The organism is Actinoplanes sp. NPDC089786 (assembly GCF_040684855.1).
GTDB lineage: Bacteria > Actinomycetota > Actinomycetes > Mycobacteriales > Micromonosporaceae > Actinoplanes.
On sequence record NZ_JBFBGU010000001.1, the window covers coordinates 2,160,685 to 2,182,394 of the forward strand.

A 21,710-nucleotide genomic window follows, 5' to 3' on the forward strand; every position below is an offset into this window, starting at 1 on the left:
TCCTCAGTCCGCGGACCGGGTCAGGCGCAGGTAGAGCGCGGAGAAGGCGCCCAGCACGACGAAGAGCAGCACGCTCATCGCGGCGGCCATGCCGAAGTCGTTCTGGACCTTGAACGCGTAGCGGTAGATCAGCACCATCACGGTGATCGTGTCGGGGCTGGACGTGCCGGTCAGCAGGAACGGCTCGATGAACACCTGCATCGTGGCGATGATCTGGAGCAGCAGCAGGACCAGCATGATGAAGCGCATGTGCGGGACGGTCACGTGCCGGATCCGCTGCCAGACGCTCGCGCCGTCCAGTTCGGCCGCCTCGTAGAGGTCGCCCGGGATGCCCTGCAGCGCGGCGAGGTACATCAGCGTCGCGCCGCCCATGTTGGCCCAGGTGGAGACCAGGACCAGCGAGATCATCGCGGTGCTGGAGCCCTGCGCCCACTGCGACGGCGGCAGGCCGACGCCGCCCAGCAGCGTGTTGAACAGGCCCTCGCCCGGGTCGTAGAACGAGCGCCAGAGCAGCACCGCGACCGCCGGCGGGAGCATCACCGGCAGGTAGACCAGGACCCGGAACAGGCCGGTCAGGTGGCGGAACTCGTTGAGCAGGATGGCGATCACGAACGGGACGGCGTACCCGAAGACCAGCGCCAGGCCGGTGAACAGGATGGTGTTCTTCCAGGCCGTCCAGAACAGCGGGTCGTCGAGCACCGCCCGGTAGTTGTCGAGGCCGACCCAGAACGGCGGGATCACGAAGTTGTCCTGCTGGAAGCTCAGGACGACGCCCTTGACCAGCGGGTACCACGAGAAGAAGCCGAAGCAGAGCAGGCCGGCCGCGAGGAACGCGTACCCGAGAAGGTTGTCCGCCATCCGCCGGCGCGCCCGCGCCGCCGTCATCACCGCCACGGTTGTTGCCTTTCTACGAAGTGGAGACGGGCCGCCGCCGGTCGGCGTGCCGACGGCGGCCCGGGTATCACTTGACGCTCTGCAGGATCTGGTTGACCTGCGTCTCGGCGTCGGCGAGCAGCTTGGCCGGATCGGCGTTGGCGTCGGTCAGCACCTTCTGCATGGCGACGTCGAGCACGGCGTAGACCTGCTGCGCGTTCGGCGGCTCGAGCTTGACCGGGATCTTGGCCATGCCGGCCACGAACGGCGCGTAGTTGGCCTGCGGAACGTTCGCGTACTGCTTGTCCGCGGCCGCCTGCTTCTCGGCCGCCGCGCCGGTGTAGATGGCCGGCTCGGGCAGGCCGACCGGCTGGTCGGTCTCGCCGGCCCACTTGTTCTCGTCGGCGAACTTGTCCGCGGAGGTGAACCAGAAGGTCAGCCACTTGAGGCCGGCCCGGATCTTCTCGGGGCTCAGCCCGGCCTTGAACATGTAGCCCTCGCCGCCGCCCAGGGTGCCCTGGCCGTCCGGGATCGGGCCCAGGCCGTACGTCTCGTACTCGCCCTTGTACTGGTTGACGATGGTCGGGATGTTGTCGGCGGTGGCCACGTACATGCCGAGCTTGCCGGAGCCCATCTGGTTGAGCAGGTCGGCCCACTCCAGCAGCTGCTTCTGGCCCATCGTCTTGTCCGTCCAGCGCATGTCCTTGAGCTGCTGGAGGACCTGCTTGCCCTTCTCGTTGTTGAACGCGGCCTTCCAGGCGCCGTTCTCGTTGACGGCCATCTCGCCGCCCAGCGAGTTCAGCTCCGCGGTGAAGTGCCAGCCGCCGGTGTTGCTCTTGCTGTAGTCGCCGTACCCGACGGTGCCGTTGCCCAGCGCGGTGATCTTCTTGGCCGCCTCGCGGACCTCGGCCCACGTCGCGGGCGGCTGGTCCGGGTTCAGCCCGGCCTTGGTGAACAGGTCGCGGTTGTAGAGCAGGCCCATCGAGTAGTTCTTGTACGGCAGCCCGTACGTGCCGCCCTTGTCGTCCTGGAACACCCTCAGCACCTCGGGCTTGAGCTGCGAGGTGATCGGGAAGTCCTTGAGGTACTTGCTGACGTCGGCGACCTGGCGCTTGGCGATCAGGTTGGCCGGGTCGGTGAAGTAGACGTAGAAGACGTCTTCCAACTGGCCGCCGGCGAGCTTGGCCGGGAACGTCTGCGGGTCCATCTTGCCCTCGCGGACCTCCAGCTTGATCGTCGGGTTGGCCTTCTCGAACGCGGCCACGTTGGCCAGGAACCGGTCGTGGGTCGCCTTCTCGGTGGCCGGCGGCAGACCGTTGATGACCAGGGTGACCGGGCCGTCGGCCTTGTCCTCGCCCGCGTCGTCGTTGCCGCAGGCGGCCGCCGACAGGGCGAGCCCGGCGATCAGCAACGCGCCCAGCAGCCTCTTTCTCAGCATGGGGAGCAACCTTCCGTTTATGTGATGGGCGACGTCTCATGTTTCGTAGCGGTGACGGTAATTGGTCTCTTCTTGTTACGCAAGAAGTTCACTGAGCTACGAAAGAACCTGACTTTCGTGGCCCAGGGCACAAAAAAGACGGGCGGACCTCTCGGTCCACCCGTCGAAGCTTGCGAATGTGCTGGTCAGCTGGCCTTTGCCGGCCCGGTGCTCCCTCGGACGACCAGCTCCGGCTCGAAGAGGAGCTCGTCCGGCTGCACGCCGGACCCCTCGATCTGGTTGACCAGCAGGTCGACCGCGGCCTGGCCCATCATCTCGATCGGCTGCCGCACCGTGGTCAGCGGCGGGTCGGTGCAGGTCATCAGGGCCGAGTCGTCGAAGCCGACCACCGACACGTCGCCGGGCACGTCCAGGCCGAGCCGCCGGGCGGCCCGGATCGAACCGAGGGCCACCACGTCGGACACGCAGATCATGCCGGTGATGCCGCGCTGGATCAGCCGGGCCGCGGCCAGCCGGGCGCTCTCCATCGAGAAGTTGGTGCGTTCCACCCACTCGTCCGGGCGGTCCCAGCCGGCCAGCTTGGCCACCGCGGCCAGCTTGCGGCGCGACGGGATGTGGTCCTCGGGACCGAGCACCAACCCGATCCGTTCGTGGCCCAGCGAGCGCAGATGGCCGTACGCCTGCTCGACCGCGACCGCGTCGTCGGTCGAGATGTGCGGGAAGCCCAGCCCGTCCACCCCGGCGTTGACCATCACCACCGGCATCCGGCGGTCGAGCAGCTGGCGGTAGTGCCCGTGGTCGGCGGCGGCCAGCGCGTACGACCCACCGGCGAACACCACGCCCGACACCTGATGGTCGAGCAGCATCTCGATGTAGTCGCTCTCGGGCACGCCGCCGATCGTCCGCGCGCACAGCGCCGGCGTGAACCCGCGCTGGGCCAGGCTGGCCGTGACCACCTCGGCCAGCGCGGGGAAGATCGGGTTCTGCAGCTCGGGCAGCACCAGCCCGACCAGCCGGCCCCGCTCGCCCCGCAGCTTGGTCGGCCGCTCGTAGCCGAGCACGTCGAGCGCGGTCAGCACCGAGGCCCGGGTCGCCTCGGAGACACCGCTGCGGCCGTTGAGCACCCGGCTGACGGTCGCCTCGCTGACCCCCGCCTTCTTGGCCACCTCGGCCAGTCGTTTTGTCACAGCCGGAAGCTTACGTCAGCTTCCTGCAAGAACTGAACTCTGCTTCGCCCGTGCTTGCAAGAACCGACCCCACGGCTTGTAAGTGGACAGCACGGTCGCGAAGATCATCAGGCTGGTGGACACGGCCGGCGCCACCACCAGGTTGATCCGGTCCGGCCCCTCGGGGATCACGCCCGTGCTCAGCTGCGGGTAGAGCAGGAACGTGACCAGGAACAACATCAGCGTGGTGACGGCCAGCTTGACCACCACCCACCAGTGCTTGACCAGGCCCCACGGGGTGAGCAGCGCGTTCAGCACCCCGACCAGCCAGACCACCGCGCTCAGCGGCGTGAACAGCACCCGCCCGATCAGGCTCTGCGCCGGGTAGACCAGGTCCGGGTCGGCGCCGGCCAGCCCCGCGATGCCGAAGGTCAGCATCACGAGATCAACCCCGAGCCACCCCACCGCGGTGACGACGTGGACGGTCAGAACCAGCTTCCGCATCGGCGGCCTCAGCTTCATGCCCCCAGGCTGTCCTGGCCCCGGCCGCCCGTCGTTCCGCCCGCGACGTAATCCGTCATACGTCAGCGGGCGTAGTTCTTTCCACGCACGCAGAATGAAGGGTGCGCGGCTCCGTTCTGGCCGCGCCAGCGGCCTGGAGCCGCGCGCCCGCCCTCGGCGGGAGCTGCGGTCAGCACCACCCACCCGGCTACGACATCAAGCTCTTGATCTTGATCTTGATGATTGGCCTACCCTCGGATCATGGAGAGACAGCTCGAAGACGGGATCGTCCGCGACTTCAAGGTCAATCTGTCGTACGGGCGCTATCTGCACCTGGACGAGATCCTCGGCGCGCAACATCCGGTGAGCACCCCCGAACACCACGACGAGCTGCTGTTCATCCTGCAACATCAGACGTCCGAGCTGTGGCTCAAGCTGATCCTGCACGAGCTGCGCGCGGTGCTGCGGCAACTGGCCGGCGACGACCTGCGGCCCGCGCTCAAGGGGCTGGCCCGGGTCAAACACATCCAGCGCACGCTCACCGAGCAGTGGTCGGTGCTGGCCACGCTCACCCCGAGCGAGTACGCCGAGTTCCGCAGCTTCCTCGGCACGTCGTCCGGGTTCCAGAGCTACCAGTACCGCGCCGTCGAGTTCACCCTCGGCAACAAGGACGCCCGGATGCTGTCGATCTTCGACGACGACCCCGCCGCCAAGACGATGCTGACCGAGGCCATCGAGGCGCCCAGCGTGTACGACGAGTTCCTGCGCTACCTGCACCGCCGCGGCCACGACGTGCCGGCCGAGATCCTGCAACGGGACGTCACGCTGCCGTACCGCTACAACGCCGACCTGGTTCCGGTGTTCGTGAAGATCTACGAGCAGGCCGATCAGTACTGGGAGGCGTACGAGGCCTGCGAGGAACTCGTCGACCTCGAGGAGAACTTCCAGCTCTGGCGGTTCCGCCACCTCAAGACGGTGGAACGGACCATCGGCTTCAAACGCGGCACCGGCGGCTCCAGCGGCGTCGACTTCCTGCGCAAGGCCCTCGACCTGACGTTCTTCCCCGAGCTCTACGCGGTCCGGACCGAGATCGCGGTGCCGGCCCGGTGACCGACGACCTCGCCGCCCGCGCGGTGGCCCTGGACGCCGCCGACCCGCTGGCCGGCTACCGCGACCGGTTCCTGCCCGCCCCCGGCGTGCAGGCCTATCTGGACGGCAACTCGCTGGGCAAGCCGCTGGCCGAGACCGCCGCGCGGATGGATCGCTTCATCCGTGCCGAATGGGGAACGCGGTTGATCCGGGGCTGGGACGAGGCGTGGCTGGAGTGGCCGGGCCGGATCGGCGACCGCCTCGGGTCGCTCGCCCTGGGCGCCGCGCCCGGCCAGACCGTCGTCGCCGACTCCACCACGGTGCTGATCTACAAGCTGGCCCGGGCCGCCGTCGACGCCCGCCCCGGCCGCCGCGAGGTCGTCCTCGACACCGACAACTTCCCCACCGATCGGTACGTGCTGGAAGGTATCGCCGCGGAACGGGGCCTGACCCTGCGCTGGATCGAGACCGACCCGTTGACCGGCGTCCACCCGGCCCAGGTGGCCGACGTCGTCGGTCCGCAGACCGCGCTGGTGCTGTTCAGCCACGTCGCCTACCGGTCCGGGTGGATCGCCGACGTTCCCGCGATCACCCGGATCGCGCATGAGGCCGGGGCGCTGGCCATGTGGGACGTGTGCCACTCGGCCGGTTCGGTGCCGATCGAGCTGGACGCCTGGGAGGTCGATCTCGCGGTCGGGTGCTCGTACAAATATCTGAACGGCGGCCCCGGCGCACCCGCCTTCGCCTACCTCCGCAGCGGTCTTCAGGACGAGCTGCGCCAGCCGATCCGCGGCTGGATGGGCCACCGGGCGGCGTTCGAGATGGGCCACGGCCACGAGTACGCGCCCGGCATCCGCGCCCTGCTCAGCGGCACCCCGCCGATCCTCGCCATGGTCCCGCTGGAGGCCGGCCTCGACCTGCTGGCCGAGGCCGGCGTCGAGGCCGTCCGGGCGAAGTCGACGCTGCTCACCGGTTACGTGCTCGACATCGCCGACGAGTGGCTGGCGCCGCTCGGGGTGACCGTCGCCTCGCCCCGCGACCCGGCCCGGCGCGGCGGCCACGTGACCCTGTCCCGCCCCGGCTTCGGCGACCTGCTCCAGCCCCTGTGGGACGACGGCGTGATCCCCGACTACCGCCGCCCCGACGGCCTGCGGATCGGCCTGGCCCCCCTGAGCACCAGCTTCGCCGAGGTCCACCAGGGACTGTCCCGCCTGCGCGACCTCGCATGACCCTCCTCGCGCCGGACACCCTCTGGTGGGACGGCGGCTTCGTCCCCGGCGGCCTCCTCTCGGTCCTCCCGTCGGGCTGCACGCCGGTCGCCGCCGGGATCCCCGACCGCCGTCTCCCCGGAACGCTGCTGCCCGGCCTGACCGACGCCCACGTGCACCTGGCCCTGACCGACCTCGACACGATCCGCTCCGGCGGCATCACCGAGGTCTGGGACCTGGGCGGATTCGCCGACCCGGTTCCCGGCGTCCGATACGCCAGGCAGTTCCTGACCGCGCCCGGCGGCTACCCCAGCGACCGCCCCTGGGCGCCACCCGGAAGCTCCCGCTTCGTCCACTCTCCCGCTGACGGCGCCGAAGCGGTGGCCGAGCAGACCGGCGCCTCGTTCATCAAGGTCACCCTGCACACCGGCGGCCCCTTGCTTTCCCGGCCTACAGTGACGTCGATCGCGGACGCCGCGCATGCGGCCGGCCTGCCGCTGATCGTCCACTGCGAAGGCCCCGGCACGGTCGAAACGGCCCTCGCCGCCGGCGCCGACCTGCTCGCCCACACCCCCTGGACGTCACTCCTCGACGACGGTGTCCTCCGCGCGGCCGCCACCCAGACCACGTGGATCAGCACCCTGGACATCCACGGCTGGGGCACCCCCACCCCCGCGTGCGAGACCGCCATCGCCAACCTGCGGCGCTTCCTCTCGTACGGAGGAAAGCTCCACTACGGCACCGACCTGGGCAACGGCCCTCTCGTACCCGGCATCAACCCCCGCGAGATCCGCGCCCTCCAACACACCGGCCTGCCCCCCGCCGACATCCTCACCGCCATGACCCCCTCAGCCGCCACCCTCCCGCCCACCTGGATCCCCACCGGCCTGAACCTCGACCCATCCCACTTCGCCGATTCCCTGTCCACCGCCCGCCCCCTGCCCCCGCCTTAGCCCCCGCCTTAGCCCCGCCTCAGTCGCCCCCTTAGCCGCCCGTCGCGCCGGGTCGGGTCGATCCTGGCCGTGTCGGTCGCGTCGCGGCGCGATCGTGCCGGTTGGGACTGCCGTGCCGTGCCTGCCTCAACCAAGCGGTGCCGCTGTGTAGTCGCGCTGATTCGGCCGAGCTATTTCGTTCAACGTTCCCTTTGCTCTGAGCGCATATATGCATACCCGCAGTTGCACGTAACCGGAGGCTGCATCGAAGTGATGCGTATATGTGCTCAGAGCAAGCGAGGTTGTTCGGGTGGAACGCAAATTGCGGTGGTGCCTATATGCGCTCAGAGCAAAGGGCTGGACTCGGACATGAAGTCGCCGGCTTTGATGCGCGGCGGGGCGTCAAGGTGTTGGCTATGCGCGTTTAGAGCAGCGCCCAGTTCTGTTGATGCGGAACGCAAAAGTGTGTCGCGCGTCGAGGATGGGCGGGCTGTCCCGCGCGCTCAGAGCGAGAGCAGGCCGGCGAGTCGTTGTTGCGGAGCGGTAGGGCGTTGGGCCGGGTGTTGCCCATACGCGCTCAGAGCAAAGGGGCCGGTGTGGGTTGGCGCGGAGCGCCGCAGGGGGTTGCTTACGCAGAATGAAGGGTGGGCGGCTCTGTTCTGGCCGGTCACGGCCTTGGAGCCGCGCGCCCGGCCTCGGCCGGGAGCGACGGTCAGAACCACCCACCGACGTGCGACATCAAGTTCTTGATCTTGATCTGGGATGGTGAGCCGAAGAGGTGCGACATCAAGCTCTTGATCTTGAGGTGAGGAGGAGCGTCAGAGGTTGGTTTCGTCGAGCCAGGTGAGGATCATGTCGCAGCTGCGGAGGACTATTTCGGCGGCTCGGCGCTGGGCGGGGGTGGTGCCTGGGCGGTTGGGCTCGTGGCGCCAGCGGTCGGCGGCGGCGTAGGCCTCGGACCAGATGTCGTCGGCGGTGGCCTCGGCGGGCATGTTGAGGCGTTCGCCGACGCTGGTGCCGGCGCCGCCCAGCAGGCGGCGGGCCTCGGCGGCCGACTCCGCGGGCAGGTCGACGCGGCCGGAGCGCAGGGCGGACAGCAGGCGCAGCTCGCGGAAGGGGTGCACCTCGGCCATCAGGAGTTCGATCTCGGCCAGGTGGTCGCCTTGACCGGGCGGGGGTTCGGTGCGCAGCAGGTGGTCGAGCACGGTCAGGGTGGATCGTGCTTTCAGGGTGGCTCGGCGGGCGGTGAAGAGTTCGGCCACGGCCGATTGCAGTTCCTTGAGGCCGCTGTACTCCTGGAGGCGTTCGGACAGGTCGGCCCGGGTGGTGCAGCCGGTGCGGACCAGGGTGATGGCCAGGCGGACGCCGCCCAGGCCGAGGCGGCGGAGCAGGCGGTCGCGGTTCTCGACCGGGACGCCGGGGATGGCGTCGGTGGCGGTGAAACGGTCGGCCGACAGCAGGTAGGGCTCCAGGTCGGTCCGCTGGTATCGGGCCAGCTCGGCCAGGGCGCGGAACTCGTCCTCGTGCAGCATGCGGGCGGCGTGGCCGATCAGGGGGGACGCGGCGATCACGTCCTGGCAGAGGGCGCCCACCCTCGGTTCGCGGCGACGGCGGCGGGCCACCTGGCGGGCGGTGATCATGGCGTCGGGGCGGCCGCCGGAGGTGGCGTCGGCGCGGGACAGGACGACGATCACGTGCACGGGGAACACCGACGGGCCGCGCAGGCCGCGGCCGGCCCAGAGGAAGTTCAGGTCGGACTCGTCGAGGTGGCCGGTGAGGTAGAGGACCGCGTCGGCCTCGTGGAAGACGCGCTGCGCGCCGGTCTGGTCGTCACCCTCGGCCAGGCCGCCCAGGGTGTCCACGATGCGGGTACGCCGCAGCGCGCGGCTCGGCCACTCGACGATGGCCCGGCGCGTCTGGTCGGGACCGGGCGGGGAGGAAGCCGCGCCGGTGCTCAGGCTCAGGCCGGGCGTGGTGCGGACCATCGACACCTGGTGTGGCCGTTGGTCGTCGGCGAACCACCAGGCCCGCGGCTCGGGGCCGTCCTGGTAAGAGGCGAACGTGACCGGGCCGTCGGTCGGCGCGGCCGGCGCCACGTCGTCGCCGATCAGGGCGTTGACCAGGGTGGACTTGCCGGATCGGGGCGGGCCGGCGACGGCCAGGCGCAGCGGCTCGGCCAGGCGTACGGCGGCCTCCTCGAGCCGGGCGGACGCCGCGAGGTTGCCCCGGTAGGCGTGTTTCGCCTGGTCCAGCTGCCGGTGGACGCGTTGCTCGAGCTCCTCGTCCTCGATCACGACGCGCTGCGCTGCGCGGGGATCGCCTGGCGTTTCGGGCCGGCGGCGAGCGCGCGGGACTGCTGGGACAGGGCGGAGAGCTGGGCCAGCTCGTGCTGGACGGTGCGGGCGCGCTGGTCGCGGGCCGCCACCTCGCGGTCGGCGTCGGCCTTGGCGCTGCGCAGGGACTCCATGACGGCTTCCTGCAGGTCTTCGGTCACGGCCGTGAAGTGGTCACGCAGGGTGCGCTGGATGCGGCGCACGGTGTCGCGGGCGTCCTTGGTGAGGCGTACGAAGATGTCGTCGACGTGGCGCTGCACCGCCGTCCGCGCCTCGACCTGGCGCCGTTTCAGCAGCGCCTTGCTCTCGTCGCGGATGCTCTTGCCGCCGAACAGCGCGCCGCCGCCGATCGAGATCGGGTTGATCAGCGACATCCCGGTGAGGCTGGTGACCAGGCCGAACATGATGACGCCGCCGTACGAGCCGCGCAGCCCGATGAACAGCTTCTGGCTGGCGCTGAACGTGGCCACCGCCGGCGCGTCCAGGCCGCCCGGACCGTCGACCAGTTCGTCGGGCACCGCGAACATCTCGGCCGGCAGCACGTCACCGGCGTCCGGGGGGAACTCGTCGGCCACCTTCCGCGCCATCCACTGCGCCCGCTCGACCAGCCAGGTCAGGCTGGTCCGGGTCAGGTCCTCGATCGACTCGCGCAGCCAGGGCTCGAACTCGTCCCAGTTCTTGGCCGGGTCGGCCGTGGTGAAGAACTCGTCGACCTCGGACAGCACCGCCCGGGTCCGTTCCCGCAGGTCGTGCTCGATGTCCGACATCAGGTCGCCGACCTCGTCGGCCAGTTTGTTCTGCCACCGGCCGGTGCAGCGCCGCAGGTCGTCGAGCCGGCGCTGGGTGGCGTGCAGCCGGGCCACCGCCTCGGATGCCTCGCTGGCCTGGTCGGCGGTCAGTTGTGCCCGCAACGGCTTGGCCAGGCGTTCGAGCACGGTCCGGCTGAGCACCGCCGCCGTGGCCGTGGCCAGCTGGTCGGGCTTGGCCGCGAGCAGCTGCTGGAGGCGGACGATCAGGTCGGGGAAGCCCGACTCGGTGTTCAGCCCGGCGTCACCGGCCTTGACCGCGTGCAGCCGCAGCGACGCGGACACCGCGGCGATCGAGGCCGGCACCCCGGCGCGGCTCAGCCGCTCGCGGTTGCGGGTCAGGTGGTGCCGCCAGTCGGGGGCGTAGTCGGCCTTGGTCAGCACGACCATCAGGGTCGGGAAGAGGCGGGCCAGGTCGGTCAGCACCACCATCTCGGCGTCGCTCAGGTCGCGGTTGGCCTCGCAGGTGAACAGGACCAGGTCGGCGCCGGCGCCGGTGGTCAGGTCGCGGGCCTGGGCGACCGCGTCGGCCCCGCGGCCGGGCAGCCCGGTCAGCGGCGGGGTGTCGATCAGCACCAGCCCGCCGGCGAGCAGCGCGCGCGGGACGCCGATGTCGGCGTGCAGCGGTGTCGCCGCGGGCAGGCGGGCGGCGGTCTGGAGGATCGCGGTGTCCAGCTGTTCCAGCGCCAGCGGGATCCGGTCACGCAGCGCGACGTCGCCGATCCACTCCGCGCTGGGGGAGTCGCGACGGACCAGGTCGGCGACGGGCGAGTCGGCGTGCCGGATCACCGCCGGCACCGTGGTGCCGCCATGGTCCGGGACGCCGCACACGGTCGCATTGATCAAAGCGTTGATAAGCTGGCTCTTGCCCTGTTTGGCGGCCCCGGCCACCAGCACCCTCAGCTGCGGTTCGAGCATGCGGGTGCGGCGCCGGGCGAGCCAGTTGGCGATCTCCGCGCGACCGTGCGCGGAGCAGGCGCGGATGGTCGCGTCCATGACGTCCAGCCACGACAGCGGCGCGTCGGCCGCCCGCAACGGGTCGGGCATCGCCCGGTTCAGCGGGATGAGGGAGGTCGGACCCGCATACGCCGTGGGTCCGGCCTCCCAGTTACCCATCCTCGCCAATCCTGCCCTTCCGGCCTGTCATGTCGGGCTGTCCGCCGGACGGGCCACCGATCAGAGGTGCAGGTCGGTGAGACCGCCGAGGGCGCCGTGCCCGGTGTCCGTGTCGGCGTGCGCGTCGGTGCCACCGAGCAGCCCGCCGGTGACGCCGTGCACCGTGTCGACGGTTCCGCTGACCGTGCCCGCGACGGTGCCGTGCACGGAGTGCACCACATCGTCCGTCAGGTCCGGCTTGACCACAGACGATACGACCGAAGAGGTTGCCCCCTCGACGCCCGACACGTCAAGGCCCGTCACGTGGCTCAGGTCGAGCGACGTCGGAACATTGGCCACGTTGTCCAGCGTCTCGATCGGGCGCAGGTCGGTGTCCGGAAGGACGTGACCGGCGGCCGGGAGGACCGCGTCGACCGTGCCCTGGACGGCCACACCGGCGTCCAGGTCGAGGGCCGGGTCGTGGTCGACGGAGAGATCGGCCACAGTGCCCGTGTTGACGCCGCCGACACCCGGGATGTTGAGGCCGCCGCCGGAGAACACCGAACCGGTCAGCAGGTCGTCGCCGCCCAGGCCGACGGCCGCGGTGTGCACGCCCGCGACGCCCACGTTCAGGTCCTGCACGGTGCTCTGCACCGGCGAGAGCGCGGCGTGCGCGGTGATGGTCTGGAGGTGGGCGACCGCGCCCGCGACATCCAGGTTCGCCACCCCGTGCGACAGGTCGTCGACGCCGCCGAGCTCGGTGACACCGGAGACCGGCGCGTAATCGACGACGAGCGGGAGCACCTGCTGCACGTCGACCGGGCTGATGTCGCCGAGGCCCGCCTGCTGAAGGGCCGCCTGCGGGTCGGCCTCGAAGGCCGTCCGGGCTTCCGGACGGTAGAGAAGATCCAGGACGAAATCCTGCAACGTCGGCGACGCATCCATTCGAGATTTTCCTCCACTGTGGGTGGTGCATGAGTGGCGCCGGTCATCAGCGCCGGGGCAACCGTACGGTTCCCGGCAACCCCCGGGCATCGGGGCCGAGCCCCCTATCGGCCGGAGGCGTACGGTACTCGGCAACCCCATTCCGATTAGGGGATTAGGGGATTCCGGGGCCGGATTTACGGGGGCGGCCCGGGTCGGTTCTTCTGGTACGAAGGGATGTCCCATCCGGCCGAGAAGAGAGGCTGACGTGCCCTACCTCCTGGGTATCGACATCGGTTCCGGCAGCACCAAGGCTGCCGTCACCAGGCCCGGCGCCGCCCGCGACGCGCGCGGTCCACTGTGGGAACCGTTGTCGCTCGGCGTACGCACACGAACCGTGCCGTCCGCCCTCGCGACCACCCCGGAGGGCGCCGTCGCCCCGGCCGAGGCACACCGTGACAACTCGGCTGCGGTGAGTGGCTACCTGGCCCGGGTCGGCGACAGCCTGCCGATGCGGGTGGGCAGCGCCTACTACCCGGCCCACGGTCTGGTCGCGGCGATGGCCCGCTGGGTCGTCAACCAGGCCTGGGAGCTGCTGGACGAGGCGCCGGAGCGGGTCGCGCTGGCCTGCCCGACCGGCTGGGGCCCGGGCCGGGCGCGGCTGGTGCACGCGGCGCTGGCCGAGGCCGACCTGGCCGGCGCCGCCCTGGTGACGCGGGCCCGCGCGGTGGTGGAGAGCTTCCAGGCGGCCGGCCGGGTCGCGGCGTCCGGCGGGATGCTGGTCGTCTACCGCCTCGGCGAGGCCGGCGTAGAGGTCTCGGTGGTGCTCACGCACGGCCCCGGCCGGCTCGAGCTGCTGGGAAGTTCGGAGATCGAGGAGATCAGCGGGTACGAGCTGAGCGGCGCGACCCCCGACGAGGCGCGCGCGGTTCTGCGGTCCACCGTGGACCTGGCCGAGCACACCGTGCGGAGTTGCGGGGGAGTGCGGGCCGAACTTGCCGCCGTACTGATCGCCGGAGGCTCCGCGGCCGTACATCCCATCGTGACCGATCTGCTCAGTGCGGCCTTCCCGGTTCCCGTGCTGGTGGACCACGACGCCGAGATGACGGTGGCCGGCGGCGCCGCGCTCGCGGCCCGGCCGCAGATGCGTGCGGCGCCGCCCGCCGCCCCGCCGTCCGCGGCCGCCCCGGCCGTCGTCGGCACCACGCCGGCCTGGCCCGAGACGGCCGGTGGCGTGCGGGTGGTGCCGGAACGCCCGCCGCGCCCGCCGGTCCGGGTCAGCCCGGTGCGGGTGGAGGCCAAGTGAGCGCGCCCGTGCTGCCCGACCCGATGCTGAGCCCGTCCGCCCTGGTCAGCCGCCTGACCTCCGACCCGCGGGCCCCGTTGCGGCTGAGCGTCGGCGCGCCCGGCGGATACGGCAAGACGACGCTGCTGCGCGAGCTGGAGCGGGCCGGCCGCCGCGCCGGCCTGACCGTGGCGACACCCTGGCCGGCGGCCGGCGCCGCGGACGCCGACCTGCTGCTGGTCGACGACGCCCACCTGCTCGACGAGGACCGGCTGGCCGAGATCAGCCGGCTGGCCGAGCGGCCCGAGGCCCGGCTGGTCGTGGCCCACCGGCCGTGGCCCCGCTCGGCCGCCCTGCTGCGGCTGCTCGACCTGCTGCGGCGTACCCATCCTCCGGTGACGCTGACGCCGCTCGGCGCCGACCAGATCCGGGCCCTGCTACCCCCCTCGTCCACGCCGGAGCTGGTCGCCTTCGTGGCGGCGCAGACGCACGGCATCCCCCGATACGTGGAACGCGTGGCGGCCGGCCTGAGTGCGGCAGATCCCGCGTTGCCGCCACGCGTTCCCGCAGCTTCCCTGGCCCCGTTCGCGGCCGACCTCGACGAGCTGCCGGCCGCCCTGCGCACGCTGCTGCTCGCCGTGGAGGCCGGCGCCGGCCTGTCCTACGACCTGATCGCCGCGCTGCTCGGCCAGGACGCGGACCGGGTGGCCGACCTGGCCGACGCCGGCCGGGCCACCGGCATGCTGGCCGTCGACGGCACCCTCGTGCCGCTGGCCCGGCTGGCCATCGCCGCGCTCGGGCCGATCGCCCAGCGCATCGACGTGCGGCAGCGGCTGGCGGCGTCGCAGCTGGCCCGCGGCGGCCCAGTCCTGCCCCTGGTCCGGCCGCTGCTGGGCACCGCGTCCGGGGTGGGGCTGGTGCCCGGGGCGGCCGGCAACGACCTCGGACCGGTCTACGAGGCGGCCGGTGAGGAGGCGCTCGGCGACGACCCGGCGCTGGCCGCGCAACTGTTCGCGGCGGCGGCCGGCGCCGGGCGGACCACCGCGGCCCGGCGCGCCCTGGCCACCGCGCTCTCCGGCGACCTCGACCTGGCCTCCCGCCTGGCCGACCAGGCCCTGGTCGCGGGCACGACCGACCAGCGGTCCGAGGCGGCGTACGTCTCCGCGGTCGTGCTCACCCACCGCGGCCAGCCGGCCCAGGCCGTGGCGCTGTACGACTGGTCCCGGCACGGCGCCGCGCCCGGCTTCGGCGCCATCGGGCTGCTCGCGACCGGCCGCCTCGCCGACGCGCAGCAGCGGATGGCCGCGGCCGGCGCCTCGCCCGAGCCGCCGACCTCGCTGAGCGCCACCGCGTCGCTGATGGCCCGGGGCGTGCACGACTCGGTCACCGCCTCGCCCACGGCCGCGCTGTCCGCGCTGGTCCAGGCGTCGGCGCTGATCGAACCGGCCGGCCAGGGCGTGCTGCTGGCGGACAGCCCGGCGGCGCTCGGCGCGATCATCGCCGTCCAGGGCGCCGAACTGGACACCGCCGACATGCTGCTGTCCCGGGCGGCCCGCTCCGGCACCGGCGGCGCCCTGCTCCAGCCGCGGCACCGGCTGCTGCAGGCGTGGATCCTGATGCTGCGCGGCCGGCCGGTGGCGGCGGAACAGCACGCCCCCGCGGCCGAGGCCGGTGACACGGCGGTGCGGTCCGGGCGCGACGTCCTGCTCGAGGCGGCGCTGCGGGCCGGGCTCGCCCGCCGCAACAGCGACCTGGTCGCCCTGCGCGCCACCTGGCCCGACGCCTGCCAGGCCCTGATCGGCCACCCGGTCGATCTGTTCGGGCTCCTCCCGCTGGCCGAGCTGACCGTGGCGGCGGCCCGGCTGGGCGAACGACACCGGGTGGCCGACCACCTGGCCCAGGCCGACCAACTCCTGAGCAGCCTCGGCGACCCGCCGCTGTGGAGCACCCCGCTGCACTGGAGCCGGCTGCACGCGGCGATCCTGGCCGAGGACCACGCGTCGGTCGAGCGCCACGCCGAGGCGCTCGACCGCAACCGCGACTTCAGCCCGTACGCGGGCGCCACCGCCGCGGCCGCCGCGGCCTGGCGGCAGGTGCTGGCCGGGCGGATCGAACCGGAGCCGGTGATCGACGCCGCCCGCCGGCTCGGGGCGCTCGGGCTGACCTGGGACGCGACCCGGCTCGCCGGGCAGGCCGCGATCCGCACCCCGGACCGCAAGGCGATGACCGTGCTGCTCGACTGCGCGCGCACCCTGCAGGCCCCGGCCGAGGTCCGCGGCGCCCCCGAGCCCGGCGCCCCCGCCCGCACCCGGTCCGCCGACGGCGGGCAACACCTGCTCAGCGAACGGGAGCACGAGGTCGCCGCGCTGGTCCTCGAGGGGCTGACGTACAAGCAGGTGGCCGAGCGGCTCTACCTCTCGGCCAAGACCGTGGAGCATCACATGGCTCGTATCCGCCAGCGGCTGGGCTGCACCGACCGCCAGGAACTGCTGTCCCGCCTGCGCTCCCTGATCGGCGGCGCCTCCGAACCGGTGTCGGGAGCCCGCCGGTGAGCAGGGGGAAGTGGTGGGCCGGCCTGGCGCTGCTCGCGGTGCTGTGGGCCGCGGCGGCCGTGCCCGCGGTCGCCGCGGCGGTCCGGGTGATGTCCGACCGCGCCGCCGCCGACCGGCTGGAACCGCTCATCGGCCGGGCCGTCCTGGCCCTCGAGGCGGAACGCCGGCTGTCGGTCGCCGAGAACACCCGGCCGGGGACGAGTGCGGCCCCGGCCGGGCTCGCGGCCCAGCGGGCCCGCACCGACCAGGCCGGTGAGCTGCTGCGCCAGGGCGGCGACGGGCTGCTCGACCGGCTGCGGGCGACCGACACCACCCGCGCGGCCGATGCGCTCACCGAACGCATGGGCGGGCTGGCCTCGGTCCGCGCGGCGGTGGACGGCGGCCGGATGGATCGCCACGGGGCGCTGGCCGCGTACACGAAGATCATCGCTTTTGACGGGGTTGACCGCAGCCCGCTGAGCCAGGCCCGGGAGCTGCTGTCCGAGGAAGACGCCCTGCTGGCGGCGGTCGCGGGCACGCCCCGGCTGGCCGACGCCGACCGGGCCCGCCTGGCCGAGCTGGCCGGCGCCCGCCGCACGCTGATGACCGGCGCCGACATCCCCGGCGACACCCGGCTGCGGTCCATGGAGGACGCGCTGATCCTCCGCCCCGGCGCGGTCCCGGGCGGCTGGTCGGTGGCGTTCAACCAGGTCAACAACGCGCTGTGGGAGCGGTCGACCAACGCCGATCAAGAGACCCGATCCTCGGGTACGCCGTACGCGATCGCGGTGATCGCCTGGGCCGCGCTGACCGGTGGCGGCGGGCTGATCGCGGTCGCGGCGCTGCTCGTCTTCCTCCGGCGCAACCGCCGCGCCCCCGGCCTGGGCCGGGCCGCACGCAACGCCGAAACCCAGGCACTGCCGCAGGTGACCGCCCGCGGCGTCGACTCGCTGCTGCGCGACCTGGAACGCCGCAACCAGAGCCTGGTGCACCGGTTGCTGCGCCAGCTGGACGGGCTGGCCCGGCACGAGACCGACGACGCGACCCTCGGCGACCTGTTCCGGGCCGACCACCTGGCCAACCGCATGCGGCGCAACCTGGAGAAGGCGGTCCTGCTCAGCGGCGACCTGCCCGGCCGCCGCTGGAGCCGGCCGGTCCCGCTGGCCGACGTGGTCCGGGCCGCCGCGTCCGAGGTCCCCGAGTACGAGCGGGTCTCCACCAGCCGCATCGCGCCGGTCAACCTGGAGGGCGACGCGGTGACCGCCACCATGCACCTGCTCGCCGAACTCATCGAGAACGCCACGACCTTCGCCCCCGCCCAGACCCGGGTACGCGTCTCCGGCGAGCCGACCCCCGACGGCTACGAGATCACCGTGGCCGACGTCGGGCCCGGCATGACCGACGACGACCTGGCCACCGCGCACGCCGTGATGACCGACCCCGCGCCCCGGCCCGGCGGCACCTGGTGGGGCCTGTACAGCGCCGGCCGCTTCGCCGACCGCCTCGGCGTCACGATCCGGCTGCACAACGCGCCCGGCGGCGGGCTGGTCGCCACGGTGACCGTCCCCGCGAACCTGCTCGAGGTCCCCGCGGAGTTCCCCGTCGAGGATCTGGTGGGCCAGTCATGAGTCTGTGGACCGAGACCTGGTACGACGAGGAGAGCGGCCCCCTGGTCCGCCGGTACGCGCGGATCGGCGACCGGTCGGCCACCGTCGGCGACGACGATCTCGAACTCAACGCGCTGGTCACCCGCCTGCCCACCCCGGTCGAAGAGCCGCCGTCCGGGCTGTCCTCGACCGAGTCGGCGATCCTGCGCCTGTCCAGCCGAGCGGTGTCCCTGTCCGAGATCGCCGCACACCTCGATCTCCCGATCGGCGAGATGCGTAGTCTGCTCTGCGGCCTGCGCGACGCCGGCCTGGTCGTCGTGCGGCGACCGTCCGACGACGGCGACTCCTCCCCCGACGTCCTGCAGCAACTGCTCGTCGGGCTGCGCTCGCTCTGAGAGACCGGAGGCACCCCATGGCCGACAACACCCGCGGACAACGCCGTACCGTCACGGTCGTCGTCCTTGACTGGCTGCTGGGCCTGGCCGCCCGGGTGCAGGCCGGCCCGACCCCACAACCCCGCGTCCGCACGGCCGCGCTCTCCCGCCGCTCCCGGCTCTGGCGCGTCCTCCTGGCCGCCGGCGTGGCCGCCGCCCTCGGCGGCACCGCCATGCTGATCACGGTCCTGGTCCGCACGCCGGACGCGTCGCCCCTCCGCCCCGAGACCGCGGCCGGCCTGCCCGGGCCACCGTCCCCGCCGCCCGGCACGGTTGTGGCGCAGTCACCGTCGGCCCCACCGACCCGCACCGACTCCGCACCGTCCCTGCCGCCGCTGCCCTCGGTCTCCGCCTCGGCATCCTCGGGCAAGGCCGCGGTTCCCTCGTTCCCCCTGCCCGGCGGCGGCGCCCCCTCCGCCTCGGCGGGCGGCAGCGCGCCGGCCCTGACGGCCCGCTATGCGACGTCGTCGCTGCTGGTCGGGTTGCTCGGCTATCACATGGTCGTCACGGTCACCAACCCCGGCGCGGCTACCCGCAACGGGTGGACGCTGGTCGTCACGCTGCCCCGCAAATCGCTGTCGGTCGGCGGGGTCTCGGGGGCGTCGGCCGATCAGGATGGCGCGGCCTGGACCTTCACGCCGGACGACTCCACGTCGCGCATCCCGGCCGGGAAGTCGGTGAGCATTGCCTTCGACGTGCGGGGGGCCACGCTGCTCAACGCGGCGCCGGCCGGCTGCACGATCGACGGCGCTCCCTGCTCCTGACCCTTCTGCTCTGAGCGCGTATAGGCACCACCTTGTCGGTGTGGATGCGCTTCGCCTCTGGGTGGTGCCTATACGCGCTCAGAGCAAAGGCTTGCATGCGGCTTCTGTCGCCACGTGCGGTTGGTGGTTGGTCAGGTCGAGCGGCGGTGGCGGTGAGGTGCATGCTCGCGGCTTCTGGGCTCTGGCGCAGATTGTGTGATGGACGCCGGCCGATGAGTCGTTGTCCGGCTGTGCGATGCCGTCGAGCAACTCCTCCCGTACCTGGCCGGTATCAAGATCGAGGAGGTGCAGACAGGCGCTGAAGTTGTCATCACGGCCGCCGTGCGCGGTGACAAGGGCACGTGCCCTGCCTGCTCGAGGCCGTCTTTCCGGGTGCATTCGCGTTATGGCCGAACCTTGATCGGTGCTGTTCGCCATTCTGGGAACCGTCGTGTGGCACGCCGTCTGGCCCCTCGGGGCGGGTGCTCTGCTCGGCGGCCTGATCGGCCCGGCGATCGCCCGCCGGGTCCGGCCGGCGTCATGCGGATTCTCATCGCCGCTTGCGGGTTTCGTCCTCGCCGGCTGGTTGCTCTTGAGGTAGGAGTTGTCCACCCCGCGGTCCGGGCGCCTTCTTCGCGAACACGCGCTCGAACGGGCGGGTCACCTTCTGCAGCAGGAACATGCCGCGGAACAGTGCGACCAGCTTGCGGGGCGGACCGTCGGCGAACATGAGGTCGAGGCTCCTGGCCGAGCTTCCCGCGGCCTTCGCCCCGCGCCGGAACATCTTCAGCTCGTAGGCGGCGATCGCCTCGTCGACATCGGTGCGGCCGAGGATCTCCCGGGCGAGGTCGGCGCCGTCGATCATGGCCATGTTGGCGCCCTCACCGGCGAACGGCGACATCAGATGCGCGGCGTCGCCCAGCAGCGTCACTCCCGGCACGCGGTCCCACGTGTGACCGGTCGGCAGCGCGTAGATCGGGCGTGGCCAGATCGTGTCGTCGCAGTCGCGGATCAGATCGGTCAGAGCGGGAGCCCAGTCGGAGAACTCCCGCAACAGCGCTTCGCGGGCCGCCGGCGGGTTGTCCCAGTCGATACCGCTGGCGGTGACCCAGTTTTCCGGCACGCGCAGGCCGCAGGCGAACGCGATCTGGTTTCCGCCGTGCCCGCCGATGTACTTGTTGTCCGACAGCGCGAAGAGGTTTCCCGTACCCGTCGTGGCGAGTGCCTCGGGATGCCTGGTGGCCGCGTCGGACAGCCGCATCTCCACCACCGTGATCCCGGTGTACTCGGGCTTCACGGACGTGAGCAGCTCCCGGACCTTCGACCACGCCCCGTCGGCGCCGATCAGCACGTCGGCGTGGGCTGTCCGGCGATCAGCGAACTCCACCTCGTACCCGTCGCCGGCCGACCGGACCGCGGCGACCTTCCGGCCCCACCTGATCGTGCCCGGCGTCAGCGAGTCGACCAACATCTTGCGCAGGATCTTCCGGTCGATCTCCGGGCGGCCGTTGCCGCCCTCCGGCTCGCCATGGTTGAGGTAGACACGGGCCGTCTTGTCGAGCATCCGGATCGCCTCGCCTCCGGGGTGGGTGCGTTTGCGGAACTCGTCGTAGAGGCCCGCTTCCCGCAGCGCGATCTGACCTGAGTTGTCGTGGATGTCCAGGGACCCGCCCTGCTGCCGGGCCGTGTCGGACGGATCCATCTCGTAGACGACGACGTCGATGCCGTGCTGTTGCAGAATGCGGGCGCAGATCAGGCCACTGAGGCCGGCACCCACGACGGTGATGGTCATGTACCGCTCCTCTCGGTCGTTCCGCGGTTTCCGGCCGGTGGGCGTGCTGAGCCGCCGTCGGCCACGATCTGCTGGGGTCGGTGGGTCGGCCGGGTGGCCGCTGAACGCGCCAGGATGCCGTCCAACAGGACGTCCAGGCTCCAGTCGGCCCGGTCTGGCCCGGTCCCCGAGACCAGTTCCGGTCCAAGCCCGCTGATGTTGGGGTACAACCGCGGATCGAGATGATCGACCCGGTTGGCCATCTCGTACACCCGGTCGTCCTCCTGCGCGGGGGGCACCTCCACGTTGTGCTCGATGGCCGTCGCGGCGGGCAGCAGCAGAAGAAGATCGACTCCCCATGCCGCGGCGCGGTCATCGGCTCCGCCCTCGCGCAGCAGGGCGAGGATCTGCTCGACGATGCTGGTGAAGTTCGGGCCCGGAGGCTGCGTGGACAGCGCCATTCGAGCCATTTCGGGATGGCTGCGCAGCACCTTGCCGTAGCTGGTCACCAACGCCTTCAGTCGCTCGCGCCAGCCTCCCGTCCCGTCCCGCGTGACGGAGGCGAGCAGCCGGTCGAGAACCTGAGCGTGCACGTCCTCGGTGTCCCGTACGTACACGTAAAGCGAGGCGTGTCCGGTGTCGAGCACGGCGGCGATCCGCCGCATGGTCACCCGCTCCAGGCCTTCGCTGTGCATGAGGCCGAGCGCGGCGTCGATGATGCCTTGCCTGGTCAGAGGTGGTTTAGCGGGCCGATCGCGTCGGCTGCGCGGGGCCGATCCCGGCGTGTTCGCGGTCATGCGATCAACGTGACACGACCATGGTTGTTACGACCACGGACGAAGCGACCGCTGTCGTACCGACCATGGTCGTGTTATGGTTCGCCCTGATCCGTCCCTTCAACCGGCCACGCCGACCTGTCATCCGCCGGCCGGCCGAAGCCCGAAAAGGAGCCCTGTTCAACAGTGCCGACCGGC

General features: G+C 71.9%; 17 protein-coding genes. 8 read left to right on the forward strand and 9 right to left on the reverse strand.

What is annotated here, in order from left to right:
• Window positions 1-3 precede the first annotated feature (3 nt).
• The 4 genes from AB0O15_RS10280 to AB0O15_RS10295 all read right to left on the reverse strand — a co-directional run bounded on the left by AB0O15_RS10280 (window position 4) and on the right by AB0O15_RS10295 (window position 3,981).
• Entirely contained in the window at window positions 4-885 is an 882-nt protein-coding gene (locus AB0O15_RS10280; protein ID WP_364316619.1) for a sugar ABC transporter permease, read from the reverse strand.
• 76 nt (window positions 886-961) lie between these two features.
• A complete protein-coding gene (locus tag AB0O15_RS10285; RefSeq protein WP_364316622.1) occupies window positions 962-2,311 on the reverse strand; it encodes an extracellular solute-binding protein in 1,350 nt (449 codons plus the stop codon).
• Window positions 2,312-2,496: 185 nt separating this feature from the next.
• On the reverse strand, window positions 2,497-3,498 hold the full coding sequence (locus AB0O15_RS10290; RefSeq protein WP_364316624.1) for a LacI family DNA-binding transcriptional regulator: 1,002 nt from the start codon (window positions 3,496-3,498) through the stop codon (window positions 2,497-2,499).
• Window positions 3,499-3,513: 15 nt separating this feature from the next.
• Window positions 3,514-3,981 (reverse strand): hypothetical protein, encoded by a 468-nt coding sequence (locus AB0O15_RS10295; protein WP_364316626.1) that lies wholly within the window; start codon window positions 3,979-3,981, stop codon window positions 3,514-3,516.
• Window positions 3,982-4,239: 258 nt separating this feature from the next.
• Between AB0O15_RS10295 and kynA the strand changes: the two genes are divergently transcribed.
• From kynA to AB0O15_RS10310, 3 genes are read left to right on the forward strand one after another with little or no spacing between them, the layout of a single operon-like run.
• Window positions 4,240-5,088, forward strand: coding sequence for a tryptophan 2,3-dioxygenase (gene kynA / locus AB0O15_RS10300; RefSeq protein ID WP_364316628.1), 849 nt, complete (start codon window positions 4,240-4,242; stop codon window positions 5,086-5,088).
• Window positions 5,085-6,296 carry an aminotransferase class V-fold PLP-dependent enzyme gene (locus AB0O15_RS10305; RefSeq protein ID WP_364316631.1) on the forward strand — a complete coding sequence of 404 codons (1,212 nt, stop codon included), beginning with the start codon at window positions 5,085-5,087 and terminating at the stop codon, window positions 6,294-6,296. The genes kynA and AB0O15_RS10305 overlap by 4 nt, the downstream gene beginning before the upstream one ends.
• Window positions 6,293-7,228 (forward strand): amidohydrolase, encoded by a 936-nt coding sequence (locus AB0O15_RS10310; RefSeq protein WP_364316634.1) that lies wholly within the window; start codon window positions 6,293-6,295, stop codon window positions 7,226-7,228. The genes AB0O15_RS10305 and AB0O15_RS10310 overlap by 4 nt, the downstream gene beginning before the upstream one ends.
• Window positions 7,229-8,025: 797 nt before the next feature.
• Here the strand turns inward: AB0O15_RS10310 and AB0O15_RS10315 are convergent.
• From AB0O15_RS10315 to AB0O15_RS10325, 3 genes are read right to left on the reverse strand one after another with little or no spacing between them, the layout of a single operon-like run.
• Entirely contained in the window at window positions 8,026-9,501 is a 1,476-nt protein-coding gene (locus tag AB0O15_RS10315) for a hypothetical protein (RefSeq protein WP_364316637.1), read from the reverse strand.
• Window positions 9,498-11,462 (reverse strand): GTP-binding protein, encoded by a 1,965-nt coding sequence (locus AB0O15_RS10320; RefSeq protein ID WP_364316640.1) that lies wholly within the window; start codon window positions 11,460-11,462, stop codon window positions 9,498-9,500. The genes AB0O15_RS10315 and AB0O15_RS10320 overlap by 4 nt, the downstream gene beginning before the upstream one ends.
• Before the next feature lie 60 nt (window positions 11,463-11,522).
• The gene (locus AB0O15_RS10325; protein ID WP_364316642.1) at window positions 11,523-12,386 is read right to left on the reverse strand and encodes an IniB N-terminal domain-containing protein; all 864 of its coding nucleotides are present in this window, start codon (window positions 12,384-12,386) and stop codon (window positions 11,523-11,525) included.
• Window positions 12,387-12,633: 247 nt separating this feature from the next.
• Between AB0O15_RS10325 and AB0O15_RS10330 the strand changes: the two genes are divergently transcribed.
• Genes AB0O15_RS10330 through AB0O15_RS10350 form a run of 5 tightly spaced genes read left to right on the forward strand, consistent with a single transcriptional unit; the run spans window position 12,634 to window position 18,986 of the window.
• A complete protein-coding gene (locus AB0O15_RS10330; protein WP_364316644.1) occupies window positions 12,634-13,671 on the forward strand; it encodes a hypothetical protein in 1,038 nt (345 codons plus the stop codon).
• Window positions 13,668-16,202 (forward strand): helix-turn-helix transcriptional regulator, encoded by a 2,535-nt coding sequence (locus AB0O15_RS10335; RefSeq protein ID WP_364316646.1) that lies wholly within the window; start codon window positions 13,668-13,670, stop codon window positions 16,200-16,202. Before AB0O15_RS10330 ends, AB0O15_RS10335 begins: the two co-directional genes overlap by 4 nt.
• The gene (locus AB0O15_RS10340; protein WP_364316649.1) at window positions 16,199-17,809 is read left to right on the forward strand and encodes a nitrate- and nitrite sensing domain-containing protein; all 1,611 of its coding nucleotides are present in this window, start codon (window positions 16,199-16,201) and stop codon (window positions 17,807-17,809) included. Before AB0O15_RS10335 ends, AB0O15_RS10340 begins: the two co-directional genes overlap by 4 nt.
• Window positions 17,806-18,183, forward strand: coding sequence for a DUF742 domain-containing protein (locus tag AB0O15_RS10345; RefSeq protein ID WP_364316651.1), 378 nt, complete (start codon window positions 17,806-17,808; stop codon window positions 18,181-18,183). The genes AB0O15_RS10340 and AB0O15_RS10345 overlap by 4 nt, the downstream gene beginning before the upstream one ends.
• Before the next feature lie 17 nt (window positions 18,184-18,200).
• Entirely contained in the window at window positions 18,201-18,986 is a 786-nt protein-coding gene (locus AB0O15_RS10350; RefSeq protein WP_364316653.1) for a cellulose binding domain-containing protein, read from the forward strand.
• Window positions 18,987-19,515: 529 nt separating this feature from the next.
• Here the strand turns inward: AB0O15_RS10350 and AB0O15_RS10355 are convergent.
• Complete coding sequence (locus AB0O15_RS10355) at window positions 19,516-20,757, reverse strand: NAD(P)/FAD-dependent oxidoreductase (protein ID WP_364316656.1); 1,242 nt, start codon at window positions 20,755-20,757, stop codon at window positions 19,516-19,518.
• Window positions 20,754-21,533, reverse strand: a complete 780-nt coding sequence (locus AB0O15_RS10360; protein ID WP_364316657.1) for a TetR/AcrR family transcriptional regulator — start codon at window positions 21,531-21,533, stop codon at window positions 20,754-20,756. The genes AB0O15_RS10355 and AB0O15_RS10360 overlap by 4 nt, the downstream gene beginning before the upstream one ends.
• Between the last annotated feature and the right edge of the window lie 177 nt (window positions 21,534-21,710).

Excerpts from the sequence above, each read along its gene's own strand:
- AB0O15_RS10280 (WP_364316619.1), bottom strand. The coding sequence starts at position 885 with ATGACGGCGGCGCGGGCGCGCCGGCGGATGGCGGACAACCTTCTCGGG.
- AB0O15_RS10285 (WP_364316622.1), bottom strand. The coding sequence starts at position 2,311 with ATGCTGAGAAAGAGGCTGCTGGGCGCGTTGCTGATCGCCGGGCTCGCC.
- AB0O15_RS10360 (WP_364316657.1), bottom strand. The coding sequence starts at position 21,533 with ATGACCGCGAACACGCCGGGATCGGCCCCGCGCAGCCGACGCGATCGG.
- AB0O15_RS10295 (WP_364316626.1), bottom strand. The coding sequence starts at position 3,981 with ATGCGGAAGCTGGTTCTGACCGTCCACGTCGTCACCGCGGTGGGGTGG.
- AB0O15_RS10350 (WP_364316653.1), top strand. The coding sequence starts at position 18,201 with ATGGCCGACAACACCCGCGGACAACGCCGTACCGTCACGGTCGTCGTC.
- kynA (WP_364316628.1), top strand. The coding sequence starts at position 4,240 with ATGGAGAGACAGCTCGAAGACGGGATCGTCCGCGACTTCAAGGTCAAT.
- AB0O15_RS10345 (WP_364316651.1), top strand. The coding sequence starts at position 17,806 with ATGAGTCTGTGGACCGAGACCTGGTACGACGAGGAGAGCGGCCCCCTG.
- AB0O15_RS10320 (WP_364316640.1), bottom strand. The coding sequence starts at position 11,462 with ATGGGTAACTGGGAGGCCGGACCCACGGCGTATGCGGGTCCGACCTCC.
- AB0O15_RS10325 (WP_364316642.1), bottom strand. The coding sequence starts at position 12,386 with ATGGATGCGTCGCCGACGTTGCAGGATTTCGTCCTGGATCTTCTCTAC.
- AB0O15_RS10310 (WP_364316634.1), top strand. The coding sequence starts at position 6,293 with ATGACCCTCCTCGCGCCGGACACCCTCTGGTGGGACGGCGGCTTCGTC.
- AB0O15_RS10355 (WP_364316656.1), bottom strand. The coding sequence starts at position 20,757 with ATGACCATCACCGTCGTGGGTGCCGGCCTCAGTGGCCTGATCTGCGCC.